Annotated in this window: 17 protein-coding genes; 6 read left to right on the top strand and 11 right to left on the bottom strand. The window is 66.0% G+C overall.

What is annotated here, in order from left to right; genetic code table 11:
* Nucleotides 1–40 precede the first annotated feature (40 nt).
* Together mutM and DY467_RS15700 are read left to right on the top strand one after the other, a co-directional pair.
* Nucleotides 41–916 (top strand): bifunctional DNA-formamidopyrimidine glycosylase/DNA-(apurinic or apyrimidinic site) lyase, encoded by an 876-nt coding sequence (mutM, locus tag DY467_RS15705; protein WP_164637342.1) that lies wholly within the window; start codon nucleotides 41–43, stop codon nucleotides 914–916.
* Nucleotides 917–1,156: 240 nt separating this feature from the next.
* A complete protein-coding gene (locus DY467_RS15700) occupies nucleotides 1,157–2,119 on the top strand; it encodes an IS5 family transposase (RefSeq protein ID WP_164637340.1) in 963 nt (320 codons plus the stop codon).
* A gap of 161 nt (nucleotides 2,120–2,280) precedes the next feature.
* On the opposite strand, the gene DY467_RS15695 is transcribed toward DY467_RS15700, so the two are convergent.
* Nucleotides 2,281–3,621 carry a serine protease gene (locus DY467_RS15695; RefSeq protein ID WP_164637339.1) on the bottom strand — a complete coding sequence of 447 codons (1,341 nt, stop codon included), beginning with the start codon at nucleotides 3,619–3,621 and terminating at the stop codon, nucleotides 2,281–2,283.
* A gap of 208 nt (nucleotides 3,622–3,829) precedes the next feature.
* On the opposite strand from DY467_RS15695, the gene DY467_RS15690 reads away from it, so the two are divergent.
* The gene (locus DY467_RS15690) at nucleotides 3,830–4,630 is read left to right on the top strand and encodes a HesA/MoeB/ThiF family protein (protein WP_107342353.1); all 801 of its coding nucleotides are present in this window, start codon (nucleotides 3,830–3,832) and stop codon (nucleotides 4,628–4,630) included.
* Nucleotides 4,631–4,735: 105 nt separating this feature from the next.
* Here DY467_RS15690 and DY467_RS15685 read toward each other — a convergent pair whose 3' ends face one another.
* On the bottom strand, nucleotides 4,736–6,106 hold the full coding sequence (locus DY467_RS15685; protein ID WP_164637337.1) for a hydrolase: 1,371 nt from the start codon (nucleotides 6,104–6,106) through the stop codon (nucleotides 4,736–4,738).
* A 154-nt stretch (nucleotides 6,107–6,260) separates the two neighbouring features.
* Here DY467_RS15685 and DY467_RS15680 point away from each other — a divergent pair, with 154 nt between their 5' ends.
* A complete protein-coding gene (locus tag DY467_RS15680) occupies nucleotides 6,261–7,949 on the top strand; it encodes an MFS transporter (RefSeq protein WP_164637335.1) in 1,689 nt (562 codons plus the stop codon).
* 107 nt (nucleotides 7,950–8,056) lie between these two features.
* Here DY467_RS15680 and DY467_RS15675 read toward each other — a convergent pair whose 3' ends face one another.
* From DY467_RS15675 to DY467_RS15660, 4 genes are all read right to left on the bottom strand, one after another.
* Nucleotides 8,057–8,275: a hypothetical protein gene (locus DY467_RS15675; protein WP_164637333.1), complete on the bottom strand. Its 219-nt coding sequence runs from the start codon at nucleotides 8,273–8,275 to the stop codon at nucleotides 8,057–8,059.
* Nucleotides 8,276–8,407: 132 nt separating this feature from the next.
* The gene (locus tag DY467_RS15670) at nucleotides 8,408–8,749 is read right to left on the bottom strand and encodes a phasin family protein (RefSeq protein ID WP_107342356.1); all 342 of its coding nucleotides are present in this window, start codon (nucleotides 8,747–8,749) and stop codon (nucleotides 8,408–8,410) included.
* A gap of 238 nt (nucleotides 8,750–8,987) precedes the next feature.
* A complete protein-coding gene (locus DY467_RS15665; protein WP_107342357.1) occupies nucleotides 8,988–9,392 on the bottom strand; it encodes a hypothetical protein in 405 nt (134 codons plus the stop codon).
* Between the two features lie 78 nt (nucleotides 9,393–9,470).
* On the bottom strand, nucleotides 9,471–9,812 hold the full coding sequence (locus tag DY467_RS15660) for a hypothetical protein (protein WP_164637331.1): 342 nt from the start codon (nucleotides 9,810–9,812) through the stop codon (nucleotides 9,471–9,473).
* Nucleotides 9,813–10,625: 813 nt separating this feature from the next.
* Between DY467_RS15660 and DY467_RS15655 the strand changes: the two genes are divergently transcribed.
* Together DY467_RS15655 and DY467_RS15650 are read left to right on the top strand one after the other, a co-directional pair.
* Nucleotides 10,626–11,522: a PepSY domain-containing protein gene (locus DY467_RS15655; protein ID WP_164637329.1), complete on the top strand. Its 897-nt coding sequence runs from the start codon at nucleotides 10,626–10,628 to the stop codon at nucleotides 11,520–11,522.
* 135 nt (nucleotides 11,523–11,657) lie between these two features.
* Nucleotides 11,658–12,068 (top strand): flagellar basal body rod protein FlgC, encoded by a 411-nt coding sequence (locus DY467_RS15650; protein ID WP_164637327.1) that lies wholly within the window; start codon nucleotides 11,658–11,660, stop codon nucleotides 12,066–12,068.
* Between the two features lie 126 nt (nucleotides 12,069–12,194).
* On the opposite strand, the gene DY467_RS15645 is transcribed toward DY467_RS15650, so the two are convergent.
* The 5 genes from DY467_RS15645 to DY467_RS15625 are packed head-to-tail and all read right to left on the bottom strand — an operon-like array spanning nucleotide 12,195 to nucleotide 17,765.
* A complete protein-coding gene (locus DY467_RS15645) occupies nucleotides 12,195–13,253 on the bottom strand; it encodes an ABC transporter ATP-binding protein (RefSeq protein WP_164637325.1) in 1,059 nt (352 codons plus the stop codon).
* Nucleotides 13,250–14,248 (bottom strand): ABC transporter ATP-binding protein, encoded by a 999-nt coding sequence (locus DY467_RS15640; RefSeq protein ID WP_164637323.1) that lies wholly within the window; start codon nucleotides 14,246–14,248, stop codon nucleotides 13,250–13,252. The genes DY467_RS15645 and DY467_RS15640 overlap by 4 nt, the downstream gene beginning before the upstream one ends.
* Before the next feature lie 2 nt (nucleotides 14,249–14,250).
* Nucleotides 14,251–15,159, bottom strand: coding sequence for an ABC transporter permease (locus DY467_RS15635; protein WP_164637321.1), 909 nt, complete (start codon nucleotides 15,157–15,159; stop codon nucleotides 14,251–14,253).
* Entirely contained in the window at nucleotides 15,156–16,136 is a 981-nt protein-coding gene (locus tag DY467_RS15630) for an ABC transporter permease (RefSeq protein WP_164637318.1), read from the bottom strand. The genes DY467_RS15635 and DY467_RS15630 overlap by 4 nt, the downstream gene beginning before the upstream one ends.
* 27 nt (nucleotides 16,137–16,163) lie before the next feature.
* Entirely contained in the window at nucleotides 16,164–17,765 is a 1,602-nt protein-coding gene (locus DY467_RS15625; RefSeq protein WP_164637316.1) for an ABC transporter substrate-binding protein, read from the bottom strand.
* Between the last annotated feature and the right edge of the window lie 46 nt (nucleotides 17,766–17,811).

Raw genomic sequence — 17,811 nt, 5'->3', positions numbered from 1 at the left:
AGCCAATCGAGTGGCTTAAAGCCCTTCCGAGCGCAACCCGATGCCCGAACTCCCCGAAGTCGAAACCGTCCGCCGCGGGCTGCAGCCGGCGATGGAGGGCTTTCGGATCGACCGCGCGGTGGCGCACCGGGAGAACCTGCGGTTTCCGCTGCAGAAGGACTTCATCGCCCGGCTCACCGGCCAGACCGTCACTGGCCTCGGCCGGCGTGCCAAATATCTGCTGGCGGACCTGTCGAGCGGCGACGTGCTGCTGATGCATCTCGGGATGTCCGGCTCGTTCCGGGTGATCGAGGCCGATGGCGAGACCACGCCGGGCGAGTTTCACTATCCGAGAAGCGAGAACCGCACCCACGACCACGTGGTGTTCGAAATGGCGTCCGGCGCCCGCGTCGTGTTCAACGATCCGCGCCGGTTCGGCTTCATGAAGGTGTTTCCGCGCAGCGAGATCGAAACCGAGCCGCACCTGAAGGGCCTCGGCCCCGAGCCGCTCGGCAATGCGTTCGACGCCAGCCTGCTGGCGAAGGCCTGCGCCGGCAAACAGACCAGCCTGAAGGCCGCGTTGCTCGATCAGCGCGTGGTTGCCGGGCTCGGCAACATCTATGTCTGCGAGGCGCTGTTTCGCGCGCACCTGTCACCAAAGCGCAAAGCCTCGACGCTGGCCAACCGCAAGGAAGAACCGACCGACCACGCGGTGCGGTTGACCGAGGCGATCCGCGAGGTGCTGGGCGAAGCGATCAAAGCCGGCGGCTCGTCGTTGCGCGACCACCGCCAGACCAGCGGCGAGCTCGGTTACTTCCAGCACGCGTTCAAGGTTTACGACCGCGAAGGCGAGCCGTGCCCGAGCTGCGGCGGCACGGTGCAGCGCTTCGTGCAGAACGGCCGGTCGACGTTCTGGTGTCCGAAGTGCCAGAAGTGAAGGGAATTCAATCAATCACTTCGGACGTGCTCGCGTCGCCCTCACCCCAACCCTCTCCCGCAAGCGGGAGAGGGAGTCCGGCCGCAGGCAGGGCGATGTGGTGGATCACCTCGGGCGCCAAAGGGGATCGATGAGCTGCCCCAGGCACAACGCGCTCCCTCTCCCGCTTGCGAGACCTCTGCAAAACCTGACTGTTCTATCCAGATGTGATTCACTTGCGCTTAGGCGGAGGTGAACGGGATGGCGCAGGACAGTTTCATTGAGGCTTTGCTGCCGGCGGGCTTTGGGCGCAACGAGCGGCTGGAGCGCATTTCGGGCCTGATCGATTGGGGCCGTCTTGCCGTCCTGATCCGCAAGGTGCGGCCGGGCGAGACCGGTCGGCCGCCCTACGAGCCGCTGGCAATGTTCAAAGCCTTGTTGCTGCAGCAGTGGTACGGACTGTCCGACCCCGGTCTCGAAGAGGCCCTGCTCGACCGAGTTTCGTTTCGGCGCTTCTGCGGTTTCGCGCTGGATGCGCAGACACCCGACGAGACGACGCTGTGCCGGTTTCGCAATGCCTTGCAGCAAGTCGGCCTGGGAGACGCCCTGTTTCAGGAAGTTCTCCGGCAGCTCGAAGCGGCTGGATATGTCTTGAAGACAGGGACTTTGATCGACGCAACCCTGGTTCAAAGTTCAGGGCGGACGCCTACCTCGGGATCGACCCCGCGCGAGGTCGAGAGCCGCTCGTCACACGATCCGGAAGCCAACTGGACAAGGCAGGGCCCCAAGCGCCAGCTGTTCTTCGGCTACAAGGCGCACATCGCGATCGATCAGGGATCGGGGCTGATCCGGGCCCGCAAACTGACCGGGGCGAAGACGTATGAGAGCGAAGTCGCCGACGATCTCGTCCTCGGCGACGAGAAGGCGGTCTATGCCGACAAGGCCTACGAGAAGCGTGCGCGCCGCCAAGCCCTCAAAGCCCGTGGCATCAAGGATCGCATCCAGCATCGTCGCAACAAGCACCAGAAGGCGCTGCCGCGATGGCAAGCGGTGCGCAACAAGCTGATCGGGCGCGTGAGGCAGGCGATCGAACGGACCTTCTCGCAACTCAAAGGCCGCTACGGCTTCACCCGCATGCGCTACGCCGGCATCAGCGCCAACGCATTCCACCTCGATCTGATCTCGATCGCCTACAACATGCGAACCGCAGCCGCCATCCGCTGACCAATCACCGGCCACGGCGGCCGAAACCGCCGCTCGTAGCCAAATCGCATCACGCCATCACCCCTCCAGCCGCCAACTCGCCAAATCAATGAGTTTCGCAGAGGTCTCGCTTGCGGGAGAGGGCTGGGGTGAGGGCGACCCAGGCAGTGAGTCCGCGGGGATTACTTCCGCACGCAGATCACGCGAACGACGCTCGCTTTGGGATCCTTGGTGGTGCCTTCGGCCGGCTTTACGCCGACGCCGGTGAGATAGCTGCCGACGGTGTCGGCGGTGATCAGCGTCGCCTGCGCCGCAGCGCCATCCGCTACTCCTGCGACCAGTGGCAGACGCAGTGTCGTCAGCCCCGCGAAACGCCCGTCCGCATCGCGTGCCGGTGCGCCGGAAAAGCCGAGGCTCGGCGGCGGCGTTACTACCAACCCGCCGGTGGTGACGGCAACGGTGAGCTGCGCCTTGACGGTGGTGACGGCAGCGCCGCCGCCCTGGCTCTGCGGATCGGCGACGCCTGTGATCTCGACCGCTCCGGCCTTGGCTGCGCCGCTGCCAATCGGCAGCGGCTTGAGCTCGGACGCGCCGTAGATCCGCAGCAACGCCAGCTCGTGCTCTTTGCTGCGATCGGCCAGATCGGCAGGACCGTAACCCGCAACAACGATCGACAGGCAGCCCTCGACCGCCTCGCGATCGGCCAGGATCGCGCCATCGGCGCCGACGATCGTGCCGGTCGAATATTCGACCTTCTTGCGCGGCGGTGGGCCGGCCTGGACGCCGCCCGGAAACGGATTGTAGGCGCTCGACATGGCGACCACGACCGGCTGCATCGTGCCTTCGGTGGCCTGGTCGTACAGCACGGTGAGGATGCGGACCTCGGCATCCTTGAAGCTGCCGCGGATATAGAACTTCTTCTGGTTCTGGGTCCCCGACAGCACGAAGAAGTCCGGTTTGATCGCGCTGTATTCGATCTTGCGGCCAGGCTCTTTTTTCTCCTGATCGGCGAGCTTGACGATCGAGACGTCAGCTTCCTTACGCCGCGACAACGCGATCTGGATCGTCCCGGTGGCGGAACTCCAGCGCGTGCCATTGGCGTCGGAAGCCTGTTGCGGCACCAGCCGGGTCGGTACGCCGACGCGCGCGCCGGTGACCGGATCGGAAACCAGCTTCCAGCCGACGCTGGCCTGCAGCTTGCGCGCCGCCTCGGCGAGCTGCCCGCGTTCCTGCGGATTGAGCACACCGGTCGGCTTGTGCCCCTGATTGGTCTGGAATTGCTTGATCGCGGCGATCATCCGATCGGACACCTCGCCATTGATCAGGCCATTGTAGTCGCCGGTCCAGGCGAGATCGGATTGAATCGCCTGGCGCTCGCCCTGCGCCAGCGTTTTGGCCGTCTCCGCAGGTGTCTGCGCTGCCGGCGGTGCGGCCGCGGTTTGCTTTGGCGCGGCGTTTGCGCCATGCGCCGCCAGAGTGGCGGCACCGGCGACGATCAGGGTTGCAGCCAGCATCGATCTCATGACAATTCCCGAGCAACGTTGCGCCATGCGCAAATAACCACAACCGCTTGGTCGGCGCCAACGCTGCGCCGGTTCGACGCGCGGCAGCGCGCACAATGTCTCGCCTGCCGGAAATCGCACCTTCGACCGCAGGAAAGGATGAGCCGGATGCGCGTCTTCAAGATGACGATGCCGGTCTGGCCGTGGAAGTGAAGGATACCATCCGATCATGCTGAGTGCCGAGGAACTGGAACGCTACGCCCGCCACATCGTGCTGCGCGATGTCGGCGGCCCCGGGCAGGCGGCGCTGAAGGGTGCGCGGGTGCTAGTGGTCGGCGCTGGCGGACTCGGCGCGCCGGTGCTGATGTATCTGGCCGCGGCCGGAATCGGTACGCTCGACATCGTCGACGACGACATCGTCACGCTGTCGAATCTGCAGCGCCAGGTGATCCACGCAACGCCCGACATCGGCGCCCGCAAGGCTGACAGTGCGGCCAGCCGGATCCTCGCGCTCAATCCCAACGTCCGCGTGGTGCAGCACCGGGTGCGGCTCGACGGCTCCAATGCGCTGGCGTTGATCGGCGGCTGCGATCTGGTGCTCGATGGCTCCGACAATTTCGCGACGCGCTATCTGGTGTCGGACGCCTGCTATCTGGCCAAGAAGCCGCTGATCACCGCGGCGCTCGGCCAGTTCGACGGATCGCTGACGACGATTCGCGCCCACGAACGCAACGCCGCGGGCGAGCCCAACCCGACCTATCGCTGCCTGTTTCCCGAACCGCCGCCGGCCGGCACCGTGCCGAGCTGCGAGGAGGCAGGGGTGATGGGCGCGCTCGCCGGTGTGCTCGGCTCAATGATGGCGCTGGAGGCGATCCGCGAGATCGTCGGCTTCGGCGAAGGCTTGGTCGGCCGGCTGGTGATGATCGACGCCCGCGCGATGCGGTTCGAGACGCTGCGCTACAGCCGCGACCCCCAAAATCCCCTGAATGGCGATGCGCCGACGATCACGGATTTAAGCGGGCACGTTTGACCCGCTGAAGAGCTCCCCTGCTCGGAGCGCCCTCCCCTTTTCCCGCAAGCGCGAGAGGGTTGGGGTGAGGGCCCGCAAAAACTGGCGCAAGCGCGAACCGCCGCGCTAATAGGTCAGCTCGGCGACGGTGATGCGGTTCTCGGCGAGCGGCCACGCCCGGGCGACGATGCGCTCCTCATTGAACAGGCCGATCACGGCGCGACCGACTTCCCCAGACGGCACGATCGCCGTGGTCACCGAGTCCGTCGGCACACCCGGCTTGACGTCGGTCGGCTGCTTGCCGTCGAGGATCACGATGTCGCGCGGCAGGCCGAAGTAACCGCGCGGCCGCGACAGCATCACCACCGCGCCGGTGCCGTCCTGCGGCTTGGCGGCCGGCTTCATCGCGCGCAGATGCACCACGTCCGACGAGCGCGGGAACGGTGAACGATAGATGTGGGTGGTCATCTCGCCGGGCTGGGTAAGCACGAATTCCAGCGGCCAGGGCGGCTGGGTGTCGACCGGGCCCCAGCGCCCGTCGGGGCCACTGCGGCCGTCGAACAGCGCCGCGCCGATCCGTTTCCCGCTGTCGGGGTCGACGCGATAGACCTCGACCCGCGCATCCGCCACCGGCCGGTTGGTCGGCACACCGCCGGGCGTCCCGGTGACGAGGCCGCTGAGCTGCACCGCCACTTCGGGCGCGACCGCGATCCGTTCCGGCTCGCGGCCGGCAATGAATTTGTAGATCTCGGCGAAGGCGCGCGAATGGAACGCGGTCTCGCGATGGTCGAGCGCGCCGAGCACCAGGTTAGTGGCGCCCTTCAGCTCCGGCCCCACCGCGGTGACGCCGGTTGGCGTACCCGGCTTGCCGACGAAGCGGCCGTCAGCTTGCGCGTATTTGTCCATGCCATCGCTGCGCAAGGTGAGGAACGCGACGCCGGGAGTGACCTCGCTGTCGCCGGCGTTGAGGCCGCTCAGAAACGGGCCTTTGCCATTGAACTCGTTGCCGAGGCCGGAATCCCAAGCGTAGACGCCGTGGTTCGGAGTGCCACACAGCACCGCATGGGACACGTCGGCGGCGCCGCTATTCTTGATCACGTTGCGCACCGCGTTGCCGCCGCGCGAACTCGCCACCAGCGCGACTTTGGCTGCGCCGGTGCGACGCTTGAGGTCGGCGATCGCTGCGGCCAATTCGCGACGCTGGTCGTTGGTCGATGAGCGATGATCCTGCGCCACACCGTCGTCGCTACGCGCCAACGGATCTGTGAAATTCAGCGCAGCCAGCCGGCCGCGGGCGACGCCGTTGGACTCCATCCGCCAGATTTGAGCGATCCACAATGCGGCGTGGTCGCCATTGCCATGTACGAACAGGATCGGCGGAACTTCCGCCGGTACCGCAGTCGCTTCGCTTTGCGCCAGCGCCGCGAGCGGTGCGCCACCAAGCACCACGGGCAGCGCTCCGAACACCTTCAGCAGGCTGCGCCGAGTGGTCTGCATCGCGTCTCCTCCATCGGTTTTTTCGACCGTAACAGTCCGTGGTCCGGCGCTCCAGCGCCGTTGGCTCTGGACAGTGCGAGCGCTTCGCAGGCATCACTGTTTCCAGCGCCGTTGAATCGGCGGGGCGGTGAGGACGGCGGAGGGTCAGACCCAGATGGCGGGCACGGCGAAGCGCGGGCTGTTTTCCGGCGACGGGATCGCGGCGCCGCTGCGGCACGCACTGTTCCGGCGGATCTGGCTGGCAAGCCTGCTGTCCAATCTCGGCCTGATGATCAACGGCGTCGGTGCCGCCTGGGCGATGACGCAGATGACTGCGTCCGCCGACAAGGTGGCGCTGGTGCAGACCGCCCTGATGCTGCCGATCATGCTGGTGGCAATGCCGGCCGGCGCGATCGCCGACATGTACGACCGCCGCCTAGTGGCCCTGGCCGCACTCGGCATCGGCCTCGCCGGCGCGACGACACTGGCGGCGCTGGCGCATCTCGGACTGGTGACACCCAACACCCTGCTGCTGTTCTGCTTCGTGATCGGCACCGGCATGGCGCTGTTCGGGCCGTCCTGGCAGGCCTCGGTGTCCGAGCAGGTGCCGGCCGAAACGCTGCCGGCCGCGGTCGCACTGAACGGCATCAGCTACAATATCGCGCGCAGCTTCGGCCCGGCGGTCGGCGGCATCGTGGTGGCGGCTGCCGGCGCGGTGGCGGCATTCGCCGCCAATGCGGTGCTGTACCTGCCGCTATTGATCGTGCTGCTGCTGTGGCGGCGGGAGAGCGAGCCACCGCGGCTGCCGCCGGAGCGGCTGAACCGCGCGATCGTCTCGGGCGTGCGTTACATCACCAACTCGCCGGCGATCCGCATCGTGCTGACCCGCACGCTGGTGACCGGCATCGCCGGCAGCTCGGTGCTGGCCTTGATGCCGCTGGTGGCGCGCGACCTGCTGCACAGCGGCGCCGAGACCTACGGGCTGCTGCTCGGCGCGTTCGGCATCGGCGCAGTGATCGGCGCACTCAATGTCGGGATTGCACGGCAGCGCCTAAGCAGTGAAGCCGCGGTTCGGCTGTGCGCGATGATCATGGGCGTGGCGATGGCGGTGATCGCGATCAGCCGCTCGCCGCTGCTCACCGCAGCAGCCCTCGTCGTCGCCGGCGCGGTGTGGATGCTGGCGATCGCGCTGTTCAACATCGGCGTTCAACTGTCGGCACCGCGCTGGGTGGCGGGACGTTCGCTCGCGGCATTCCAGGCGTCGATCTCCGGCGGCATCGCGATCGGCAGCTGGGGCTGGGGCCATGTCGCTGATCTGTCCGGCGTCGCGCCATCGATGCTGCTGTCGGGGCTGGCGATGCTGGCTTCTCCAGTGCTCGCCTTCCTGCTGCCGATGCCGCCGGTCGGCACCCGCACTGAGGATGCCGAGCTTCTGGACGATCCGGAAGTGAAACTGGCGCTGACGTCGCGCAGCGGTCCGGTGGTGATCGAAATCGACTACCGGGTCGACGCCGACGAAGCGCGCGCGTTTCACAACGTGATGCAGGAAGTGCAGCTCAGCCGCCAGCGCAACGGCGCCTATGGCTGGTCGATCGCCCGCGACGTTGCAGATCCGGAATTATGGACCGAGCGCTACCACTGCCCGACCTGGCTCGATTATCTGCGCCAGCGCAGCCGTTCGACCCAGGACGACCGTGCGCTACACCGGCGCGCGATCGCGTTTCATCGCGGACCGGAGCCGGTGCGGGTGCGGCGCATGCTGGAGCGGCCGTTCGGCTCGGTGCGCTGGAAAGAGGAATCGCCTGATCGCACCACCGCGACCGAGGTGCTGCCGGTCGCCGGCGTTAGCGGCGGTTCGACATAGGGTTGATCTCGCGGTCGATTCGTCCGGCGTCATGGTCGGTCGCGTCTTGGCTATTCCGGTCCGCAACAGGCGCGGGCAGGGACGGATGACGAGAGTAAATCGACCTGTTACTGACCGTTGTCAGTCAGAACCTTGGCGCATTTGGCGCTGAGCTTGGCGCGATGCTGCTGCAGGCAGTTCAGAATCGCCCCGTCGGACTCGTTCATCACCGCCCGGCACAGACGCGACACATCCCGGCCGCAGCCAGGATCGGGGCGGCGTTCCTGCGCCTGCGCGGCGCCGGCGATCAGGGTGAGGCTAAGGAGCGGACCGACGATCTTCAACATGCTTGGTGTCCAAATCAGAGCTGAGCCTGTTCAGCTGCATCAATGCGATGTGTGCGCAACCGTTCCCGTAGCGGCCGTCGCAAGTGACGACCGCTACGCCGCTGTCAGACCGGCTGCGGCGGACAACGCCTTCTAACCATCGTTCGGAACGATGACGGTCGGCTTGGTCATCTCGACGACGTCCTTGGCCTGGTCGGTGAGAACGCGGAATTGTGTCTGCAGGAATTCGGTCTGGATCCGAACCACGTCCTGAAAGTCCTTGGCATGGAGGAGCGCTTGCGAGAAATCGAACGTCGCCTGGACGTTGCGATCGACATAGCCCTTCAGCGTGGTGGCCTGGCTGCTCTGGCCCATCGGCACCACCGACATGCTCTTGCTGATGAACTCGAGGTAGTTGGTCATCGCGCCGCGCGCCTGCTCGAGGTTCTTGGTCATCACGTTCAGGATGACGTCGGACGAGTTCTTGTCTGCCATCGCGATCTCCTCGAGGCTCTCCGGCTACTTAAGCACCAGATGGCCGCACGGCCGGAGCCCTGTGCATGCCATTCACGCGCGACAATGATCGCAAAATCTGCAGCGCCGTCCAGTACTAACTGCGGAGCATTTAAAGATGCCTAACCGCCGACGCGCGAACGGCGGGCGTGGAGCTGGCCACACCCGCCGTTGCCGATTTCGTCGTGGGCGCGCGCCGCCGAAACGGCGCTGCGCCGAATTAGTTGAAGCGCGCGCGGTCGAGCTGATCCAGGCCCTTCTGCGACCGGTAGATCTCCAGGCAGTACCAGGCCAGCACCAAGAGCGTGCCGATCCGCACCACCGAGGTCGGCAGCATCAGGCTGAGCGCGATGATCAGCAGCGGCACCGCGGCGGCCTTCACCACCTTGGCGCGGTCGTCGAAGATCGGGAAGAACCAGACCTTGTTCTCCGCCGCCCAGAACGGCGGCTTCACGCGCTGCAGGCCGTAGCGCGACCAGGTGTCCTTGAAGCCGAGGTCGCGGGCCCACACCAGATACAGCGTGACCCAGAATGCCAGGAAGGCGACGACCACGGACATCGGTCCGGCGGCGAAGCCGATGAGCAGCAGCACTGCGACGGCGAGTGCGATGAACCAGTTTTGCATCGGAGAGAACCTTTGAGACTGACGGGAGCCCGCGGGTGCTTGGATCAGCCGCCGGCTCCCAGAAGCGAACTGCCTGCGTTACTTGCGGGCGCAGGACACCACGATGGTGGAGGAGCTCGGGCCGCAGCTCGCGGTCATCTGCCCGTTCTCCAGAGAAAGGTTGTCGCTGAACTTGGCGCTGCTCGGACCGATGCAGATCGCGGAGATCAGCGCTTCATCCGCCTCACACGCGGTCGGGCAGCCGTTGGACGAGCAGGTCGACGACGTCACGGTGCGGAAAGCACTGACCGGCGGCGCGACCGGCGTGGCGGCGACGGCGGGTTCGATCAGGGCCGGATGAGGCACACCGACCTGGTTCACCACCGACAGCGCGGCAACGAACGCGATGGCACCGAGGAAGATCATCGATGAGGAGCGCATACTACCTCCATACCTGTTGGAATTGTCACCAGACGGTTTGCAACTGCAGCATGTTATCAACGCCCCGGAATTTCAACAGGCGCAAGTTTCAGCACGCTTAAGGACAGAGCAACCGCTACTAAGGATGACGTCGGCACAGCGCGATCGTCACCACAACGCGCGTCGGCGACACGCCGGTCACGGCGGCTCACCATCCAGCGCGGCCCGTCACGACCGACTGCTTGCAACGATGTTACCGTCGCTCATCAGTTTGCGCGAGTTGGTGATTTGCCGGACAGGCCGGCCGTTCCGGAGGATATTCGAATCTGCCATCGCGATCTCGCCGGAGCGGCAGCAACGCGACGCACGCCAGCTTGCGCGCATTTGGGCAGGACGCCTGACGACGAAGGAAGAGCATCGCTGGCCACCGCCGTAGTCCGCAATGCGCCGGTGATTCGGCATTTCCCGGACAAGAACGTCACGAGGGCTGCGTGCCCCGAATCACTTCGCTCGATCGGACCACCGCTGCCGGCATCATCCGGTGCAAGAAGCGACTATGCGGCCTTGGCGCGAGAATTCGAGCAGCACCAAAGGCTTGATGCTCTGCAAAATCTGTCAGCGAATCGATAGGTTCAGGGGCTTACAACACGCTGCGCTCCATCCGCCTCATGAGCAGGTCGGAGCACTCGCCGCGACATCGAGGCTCTCCGCCGGTCCTGAAGAGACGGACGAAGGCAGCAGAGCCGATGCCAGACGCCGCCGGCGACGTTTAAGCCTGATCAACGACGGCATCCGCATGTTGCTCGCCGCTGGTCGCAACCGTGAAGTTCCATCATGAATAATGCATTGCTCCTCAAACTGCATCGCTGGACCAGTCTGGTGTTCGCGCTGCCGCTGCTCGCCATCATCGTCACCGGACTCATTCTGTCGGTCGAGCCGATGCTGCAAGGCCGCGGCTTGCCGGCCGGAACGCTCGATGCTGCTCGCCTTACCGGCCTGATCGAACGCTACGATCCGCAGGGCCAGGCGCGCGGGCTCGCGATCAATGCCACCGGCCAGCAGATGCGCCTGCTCGGGGTCAATGCACCACCGATCGACCTCGCAACCGGCGAAGCCGCAGCCGCCAGCGATTCCACCGGCGACCTGCTGCTATGGGCGCGGCGCACCCATGAGCGCCTGCTCGGCTACGAGTGGCTGGTGATCGCCTCGACCATCGCCATGACGGTGCTGATGACGATCGGCGTGCTGATGGGGCTGCCGCGGCTGCGCAACAGCCTCGCCGGCTGGCACAAGGGCGCGGCGTGGTTCACGCTGCCGCTGTTGCTGCTCAGCCCCCTCACCGCGCTGTGCATGGCGTTCGGCCTGACGTTCTCCAGCGGCCCACCGCCGGCCCGCATGACCATCAAGCTGACCGACGCGGTTCAGCAGATCGCGCAATCGCACGACGTGTCGCACCTGGCGATGATCGCTAATCGCGGCGGACGGATGATGGCGCGGATCTACGAATATGGCGAGCTGCGTGCCTACACCTTCGCGCCGGATGGCGTCACGCCGCTGCCGCGCAACTGGCCGCGGCTGCTGCACGAAGGTAATTGGTCGACGTGGCTGTCCGGCACGCTCAACGTCATCACCTCGGTGGTACTACTCGGCCTGCTGGTCACCGGCGTTTGGCTTTGGACCCGCCGCAAGCTGCGGCGGCGCCAGCAGCGGCCGGCGAGGCAGCCGGCCTGACGCAATCCGCGTGACGCCCCGGCAGTATTAAGACAGCTTTAGCCGGATCGTTCAATTTGCACCCAAGCTGTGCACGGATCGTTGCAAGGTGCGGGCGTCTTCTGCCCGCACCTGTCCGCCGCAACGAGCGCGTCCATGTCCAGCATCTCGTCGATTGCCGTCTCCGGCCTGAAAGCAGCGACCCGCCGGGTCGAAGTGTCGGCCAGCAACATCGCCAATCAGCAATCGACCGGCGCGCTGCCCGGCGCCGACGGCACTGTCCCGGCCGGTGCGCCGCAGGCTTACAGACCGCTGCAGGTCAATCAAACCGACACATCGACCGGCGGCACTCAGACCAGCCTGAGCACGACCTCGCCCGCCACCGTCCCGGTGTCCGACCCGCAAGCGCCGTTCGCCAATGCTGACGGCATGGTGGCGGCGCCGAACGTCGACCTGGCGCAGGAGTTCATCGGCCAGATGGTCGCCAAATACAGCTACACCGCCAACCTCGCCTCGCTGAAGGCGGACCGCGACATGAGCAAGGCGCTGCTCGACGCCAAGGTGTAGCCGTTCCGTCATTGCGAGCGAAGCGAAGCAATCCAGCTCAGCGCACGGGACTGGATTTTTTTGTCGCTGCACTCCCCGCAATCACGGTGATTGATATTCCGCGAACGGCAATCGCCGCCAAGTGAACTAACCGATCGGCCCGCTCGCCGCGCGCGGGGCGAAATCCGGGATGCCGATCTCGTCCTTGCGGTGACAGGCGACGTAATGCTCATGGCCTGCGGCGTCGAGGAAGGGCAACTCCGCCCGGCAGCGCGCCTCGGCGAACGGGCAGCGCTGCGCGAAGCGGCAGCCGGGCGGCGGATCGACCGGCGACGGCGGCTCGCCCTTGACCAGATACTTGTCCTTCAGTTCATCGCGTAGCGGACCGGGCGGCACCGCGGCCGACACCAGCGACCACGTGTAGGGATGGCGCGGCTCGGTGAACAGCGCCGAGGCGGGCGCCTGTTCGGCGATCTTGCCGAGATACATCACGGCGATTTCGTCGCAGAACTGCTGAATGACGCCGAGGTCGTGCGAGATGAAGATGTAGGTGAGGCCGCGCTCGCGCTGCAGCTTCTTCAAGAGGTTCAGGATCTGCGCCTGGATCGCGACGTCGAGCGCCGACACCGCCTCGTCGCAGACGATCAGCTCGGGCTCCGGCGCCAAGGCGCGGGCGATGCACAGCCGCTGGCGCTGGCCGCCGGAGAACTGATGCGGAAACAGATCGGCGGCTTCCGGCGGCAGGCCGACTTCGGCGAGCAGCTTGCGCACGCGCGCGTCGCGCTCGCTGCGGCTGCCGATCTCGAGCAGATCGAGCGGCTCGCGGATCTGGTCGCCGGCCCTGCGCCGCGGATCGAGCGCCGAGAACGGGTCCTGGAACACGATCTGCAGATGCTTGCGCGCCTTGCGCAGCGGCTCGCCGGTGAGCGGCATGATGTCTTCGCCGCGAAACACCACCTGCCCCGAGGTCGCCTGCACCAGCCGCATGATCGCCTGCGCGGTGGTCGATTTTCCTGAGCCGCTTTCGCCGACGATGCCGAAGGTGGTGCCTCGTTTGACGCGGAAGCTGACGCCGTCGACCGCGTGAACGAACGACGGCTTGGCCCACAGCCGCTTACGGCCGGTGCGGAAGTGCACCACAAGGTCGTTGACGTCGAGCAGATAGGGATCGCCGTCGGCGGGGCGCAGATCTTCGTGGATCATCATGCGGCGATCTCCTCGGCACGCCAGCACGACACCGCATGCCCGGCCGCGATCGCCCCGAGCGGCGGCTGCGGCCGCGACCGGCATGCCTCCGAGGCATCGGCGCAGCGCGCCAGGAACGCGCAATCCGGCCCGCGATTGCCGAGCGCCGGCACCATGCCGGGAATTTCGCCGAGATCGATCCACTGCTCCGGCTTGGCGACGCCGACAGTGAGATGCGGGACGCAGCCGAGCAGACCGCGCGTATAGGGATGGCGCGGCCGCGCCGCGATCTCATGCGCCGGTCCGGTCTCGATGCAGCGACCGGCATAGAGCACGGCGATGTCGTCGGCGAGTTCGGCGACCGCGCCGAGATCGTGGGTGATCAGCACGATCGCGGCTTCGGTCTCGTCCTGGAGCTGGGCGAGCAGGTCGAAAATCTGCGCCTGCACGGTGACGTCGAGCGCAGTGGTCGGCTCGTCGGCGATCAAGAGCTTCGGCCGGCAGGCGAGTGCCATCGCGATCATCACCCGCTGCCGCATGCCGCCGGACATCTGATGCGGATAGGCCTTGGCGCGCTGCTCGGCGGCCGGGATCTGCACAGCTTTGAGGAACTGCACGGCCTGCTCGGCAGCGTCTTTGCGGCTGAGCCGGCGGTGATAATACAGCACCTCGGCAATCTGATCGCCGACGGTGTACAGCGGGTTCAGCGCCGTCATCGGCTCCTGAAACACCATCGACATCGCGTCGCCCCGCAGCGCGCGCATCCGCTTCGGTCGCGCGGTGAGCAGATCTTCGCCGTCGAGCATGATGCGCCCGCCGGTGACCACGAAGCCTTCCGGCAGCAGCCGCATAATCGCCAGCGCCGTCATGCTCTTGCCGCAGCCGGACTCGCCGACCAGCGCGACGGTGCGCGCCTTATCGAGGGTGAAGGAGAGATTCTCCAGCACCGGCACCAGATCGCCGTCGCGATTGGTCATGCTGACGCTGAGATTCTCGACCGACAGGACCGGCGCCATCATCACCTCCGCCGCAGCCGCGGATTGACCGCATCGTTGACGCCGTCGCCGACTAGGCTGACCGCAAGCACGGCGAGGAAGATCGCGGCGCCGGGGAACGTCACCGCCCACCAGGCATCGAGCACGTAGTTGCGGTTCTGGCCGATCATCAGGCCCCAGCTCATGGTGTTGGGATCGCCGAGGCCGAGGAAGCTGAGGCCACCCTCGAACAGGATCGCAGTGCCGATCGCGAGCGTCGCCGACACGATGATCGGCGGCAGCGCGTTCGGCAGCACCACCCGCAGGATCAGATGCAGACTGCCGGCGCCGGCGGCGCGAGAGGCCTTGATGAAATCCAGATCTCGCAGCCGCATGAATTCGGCGCGCGTCAGCCGCGCCGCCGAGGTCCAGCTCACGGCGCCGATCGCCAGCGTGATGGTCGACAGCTTCGGACCGAACAGCGTCACCAGCACCATCGCGAACAGCAGCGGCGGCAGCACCTGGAAGAACTCGGCGATCTTGACCAGGAGCGCGTCGACCCAGCGGCCGAAGAAGCCGGCGAGCGCCCCGACGGTGACGCCGATCACGATCGTAATCAGCGCCGCCACCGCGCCCACCGTCAGCGTGGCGCGGCCGCCATAGATCAGCCCGGCCAGCACGTCGCGGCCGAGATAGTCGGTGCCGAGCGGAGCATCGGCCGCGGGCGCGGCAAACGGCAGCCCGACGATATCGAGCGGGTCGACCGGATACAGCCACGGACCGAGCGCGGTGCCGGCGAGCAGCAACAAGAGCAGGATCGCGCCGGCGACGCCGGACGGGCTCTTCATGAACTGGCGCAGCGCAGCCCGGGCCGGCGACACCGCCTTCGGCACTTTGCTGACGCTGGGAACGGGCTTCTGTGCCATCGCGAGCGAAGACTCCATCGTGCTCATCGGGCACCTGCGCGGATGCGGGGATCGATCAGGCGGTACACCAAGTCGGTGAGGATATTGGCCGCGATCACCATCACGGCGGAGAAGAACAGTACGCCCATCAGCGTCGGGTAGTCGCGGCGCAGGATCGAGTCGAACACCAGCCGCCCCATGCCCGGCCAGGAATACACCGTCTCCACCAACACCGCGCCGGCGAACAGATTGCCGAACTGCAGGCCAATCACGGTGACGATCGGGATCAGCGTGTTGCGCAGCGCGTGCTTGACCAGCACCACCCGCTCCGGCAGCCCCTTGGCGCGCGCGGTGCGGATGTAGTCCGCCGACAGCACGTCGATCATGTTGACGCGGGCGAGCCGCGAATATTGCGCGACGAACACCAGCCCCAGCGTGATCGACGGCAGCACCAGATGCTTGGCGACGTCGGCCGCGTACGCGAAGCCGGTTTTCGGATTGACCACGTCGGTCATGCCGTTGACCGGCAGGATCGGCCACACCGAGCCGAACAGCAGCAGAAGCAACAGGCCGGTCCAGAAGATCGGCGCCGCGTGGCCGGCGAGCGACAGCACGGTGACGCCGTGGCTGAGCAAACCGTTCGGCCGCCGCGCGCTGATCACGCCGAGCACCGTGCCGATCAGCACCGCCACCACCAGCGAGGCAGCCGCAAGATACAGCGTCGCCGGCAGCCGCTGCAGGATCAGGCCGAGCACCGGTTGGTTGAAGTAGTAGGAATAGCCGAAGTCGCCATGCGCTACCTTGCCGAGATACGTGAACAGCTGTTCGAGCAGGCTGTGGTCGAGGCCGTATTTTGCCCGGAGCGCCGCGATCACCTCGGGCGACGCCCCACCCATCTCGCCGGCGATCACCTGCACCGGATCGCCCGGTGCAAGATGGATCAGGCAGAAATTCATCACCAGCACCGCCAGCAGCAGCGCGACGGCGTTGGCGAGTTTTCCGAACAGATGGGTGAGGAGAGCCATTGATGCTTCGTCGGTCGAGATTGCGGATCAGTTCTTCGGCGGAGCCGCCCAGTACAGCTCATCGAGCGGCGAGGCGACGCCCCACACCGTGGTCGGCAGGTTGCCGAGTCCCTTGGCGAACGAGGTGTGGTACGGAGTGGCGTTGATGTAGAAGATCGGCGCGTCTTCGACGACGATCTTCTGGAACTCCGAATACAGCGCCTTGCGCTTGTCCGGCGAGCTTTCCTGGGCGGCTTGGCCGAGGATCTCGTCGACCTTCGGATTGGCGTATTGCTGGGTGTTCGACCAGATGATGCCCTTGCGGATGTTCGAGCTGAGATAGGTCCGGTCGACGCCGATCACCGGGTCGCCCCAGTTGAACACCGTGTCCATCGTCATGTCGAAGTCGAAATTGGCGACGCGCTGGGCCCAGGTCGGGAAGTCGGGCGCGGCACGGACTTCGAGATTGATCCCGACCCGCTTCAGCGCCGAACGCAGATATTCGGCGACGTTGCGCTGCTGCTCGTCATTGCCGGGGATGTAGTCGATCGTCAGCGTGGTGCGCACGCCGGAGCCATCCGGCTTGAGCCCGGCCTCGTCGAGCAGCTTGTTGGCCTTGGCGATGTCGAATTTGTACTGCTCGACGTTCTTCTCTTCCAGCGGCGAGCCCGGCGCGATCGGTCCGGTCGACGGCAAGGCTTTGCCGCCCATCAGCTTCTTGACGATGAACTCGCGATTGGCCGCATAGCCGATCGCCTGACGGACCCGCACGTCGTCGAGCGGCTTCTTCTTGGTATTGAAGGCAAGCCAGTTGAGCGCACCGATGCCGGCAAAGCCCTTGTCGGTGACGAGGACGTTCGGCGCCTTCTCCAGCCGCTCGATGTCGCGCACGCCGGTGAAGTAGGGCACCATATGAACGTCGCCGCGCTCGGCTGACACCATCAGGGCGTTCGGATCCGAAATCAGCCGCACCACGATCTTGTCGAGCTTCGGCCGACCCGGAATGAAGAATTTGTCGAACTTCTCCAGCGTGTAGTAATCGCCCTGCTTGTATTCGGTGAGCTTGTAGGGACCGGAGCCGATCGGCTTCAGGTTGGCCGGATGTGATTTGACGTCCTGGCCGTCGCCATAGACGTGCTTCGGCAGGATCGGCATCAGCGCCGGCGACATCGCCAGCAGCAGCGCCGGATGCGGATGCGTCAGCTTGATCACCGCCGTGTGCGGATCCGGCGTATCGACGCTCTCGACTGCCGCCAGCATCGTCTTGAACGGATGGTTGGCCTTGATGGTCATGATCGAGAACGCGACGTCCTCGGAGGTCACCGGCTTGCCATCATGGAAGGTGGCGTTCTTGACCAGCTTCAGCGTCACCGTCAGCCCGTCCTTCGAGACGTCCCAGGACTCGGCCAGATAAGGCTGCGGATTCCACTTGTCGTCGTAGCGCAGCGGGCTGGCGAAAATCTGCGTGCTCGGCAGCGCGGTGGCGATACCGGACTGGACGGCGCCGTTGAAATGCCGCGGCACCTGGGTCGAACCGATCACCAGCGTTCCGCCGCTCCCCGCACCTTCCGCTTTGGTTTCGAGCGGCAGACCCATCAGCGCAATGCCGCCGAGGGCTCCGACTACAAAGGATCGCTTCGTCAACATCATCGGTCAGAACTCCGCTGCAAGAAAGGATGGCGAGGCAGGACGTGGA

Source organism: Rhodopseudomonas sp. BR0G17 (genome assembly GCF_010907025.1).
GTDB lineage: Bacteria > Pseudomonadota > Alphaproteobacteria > Rhizobiales > Xanthobacteraceae > Rhodopseudomonas > Rhodopseudomonas palustris_H.
Note: the sequence above shows the minus strand (reverse complement) of the source record. Positions and strands in the feature narration are given on the sequence as shown.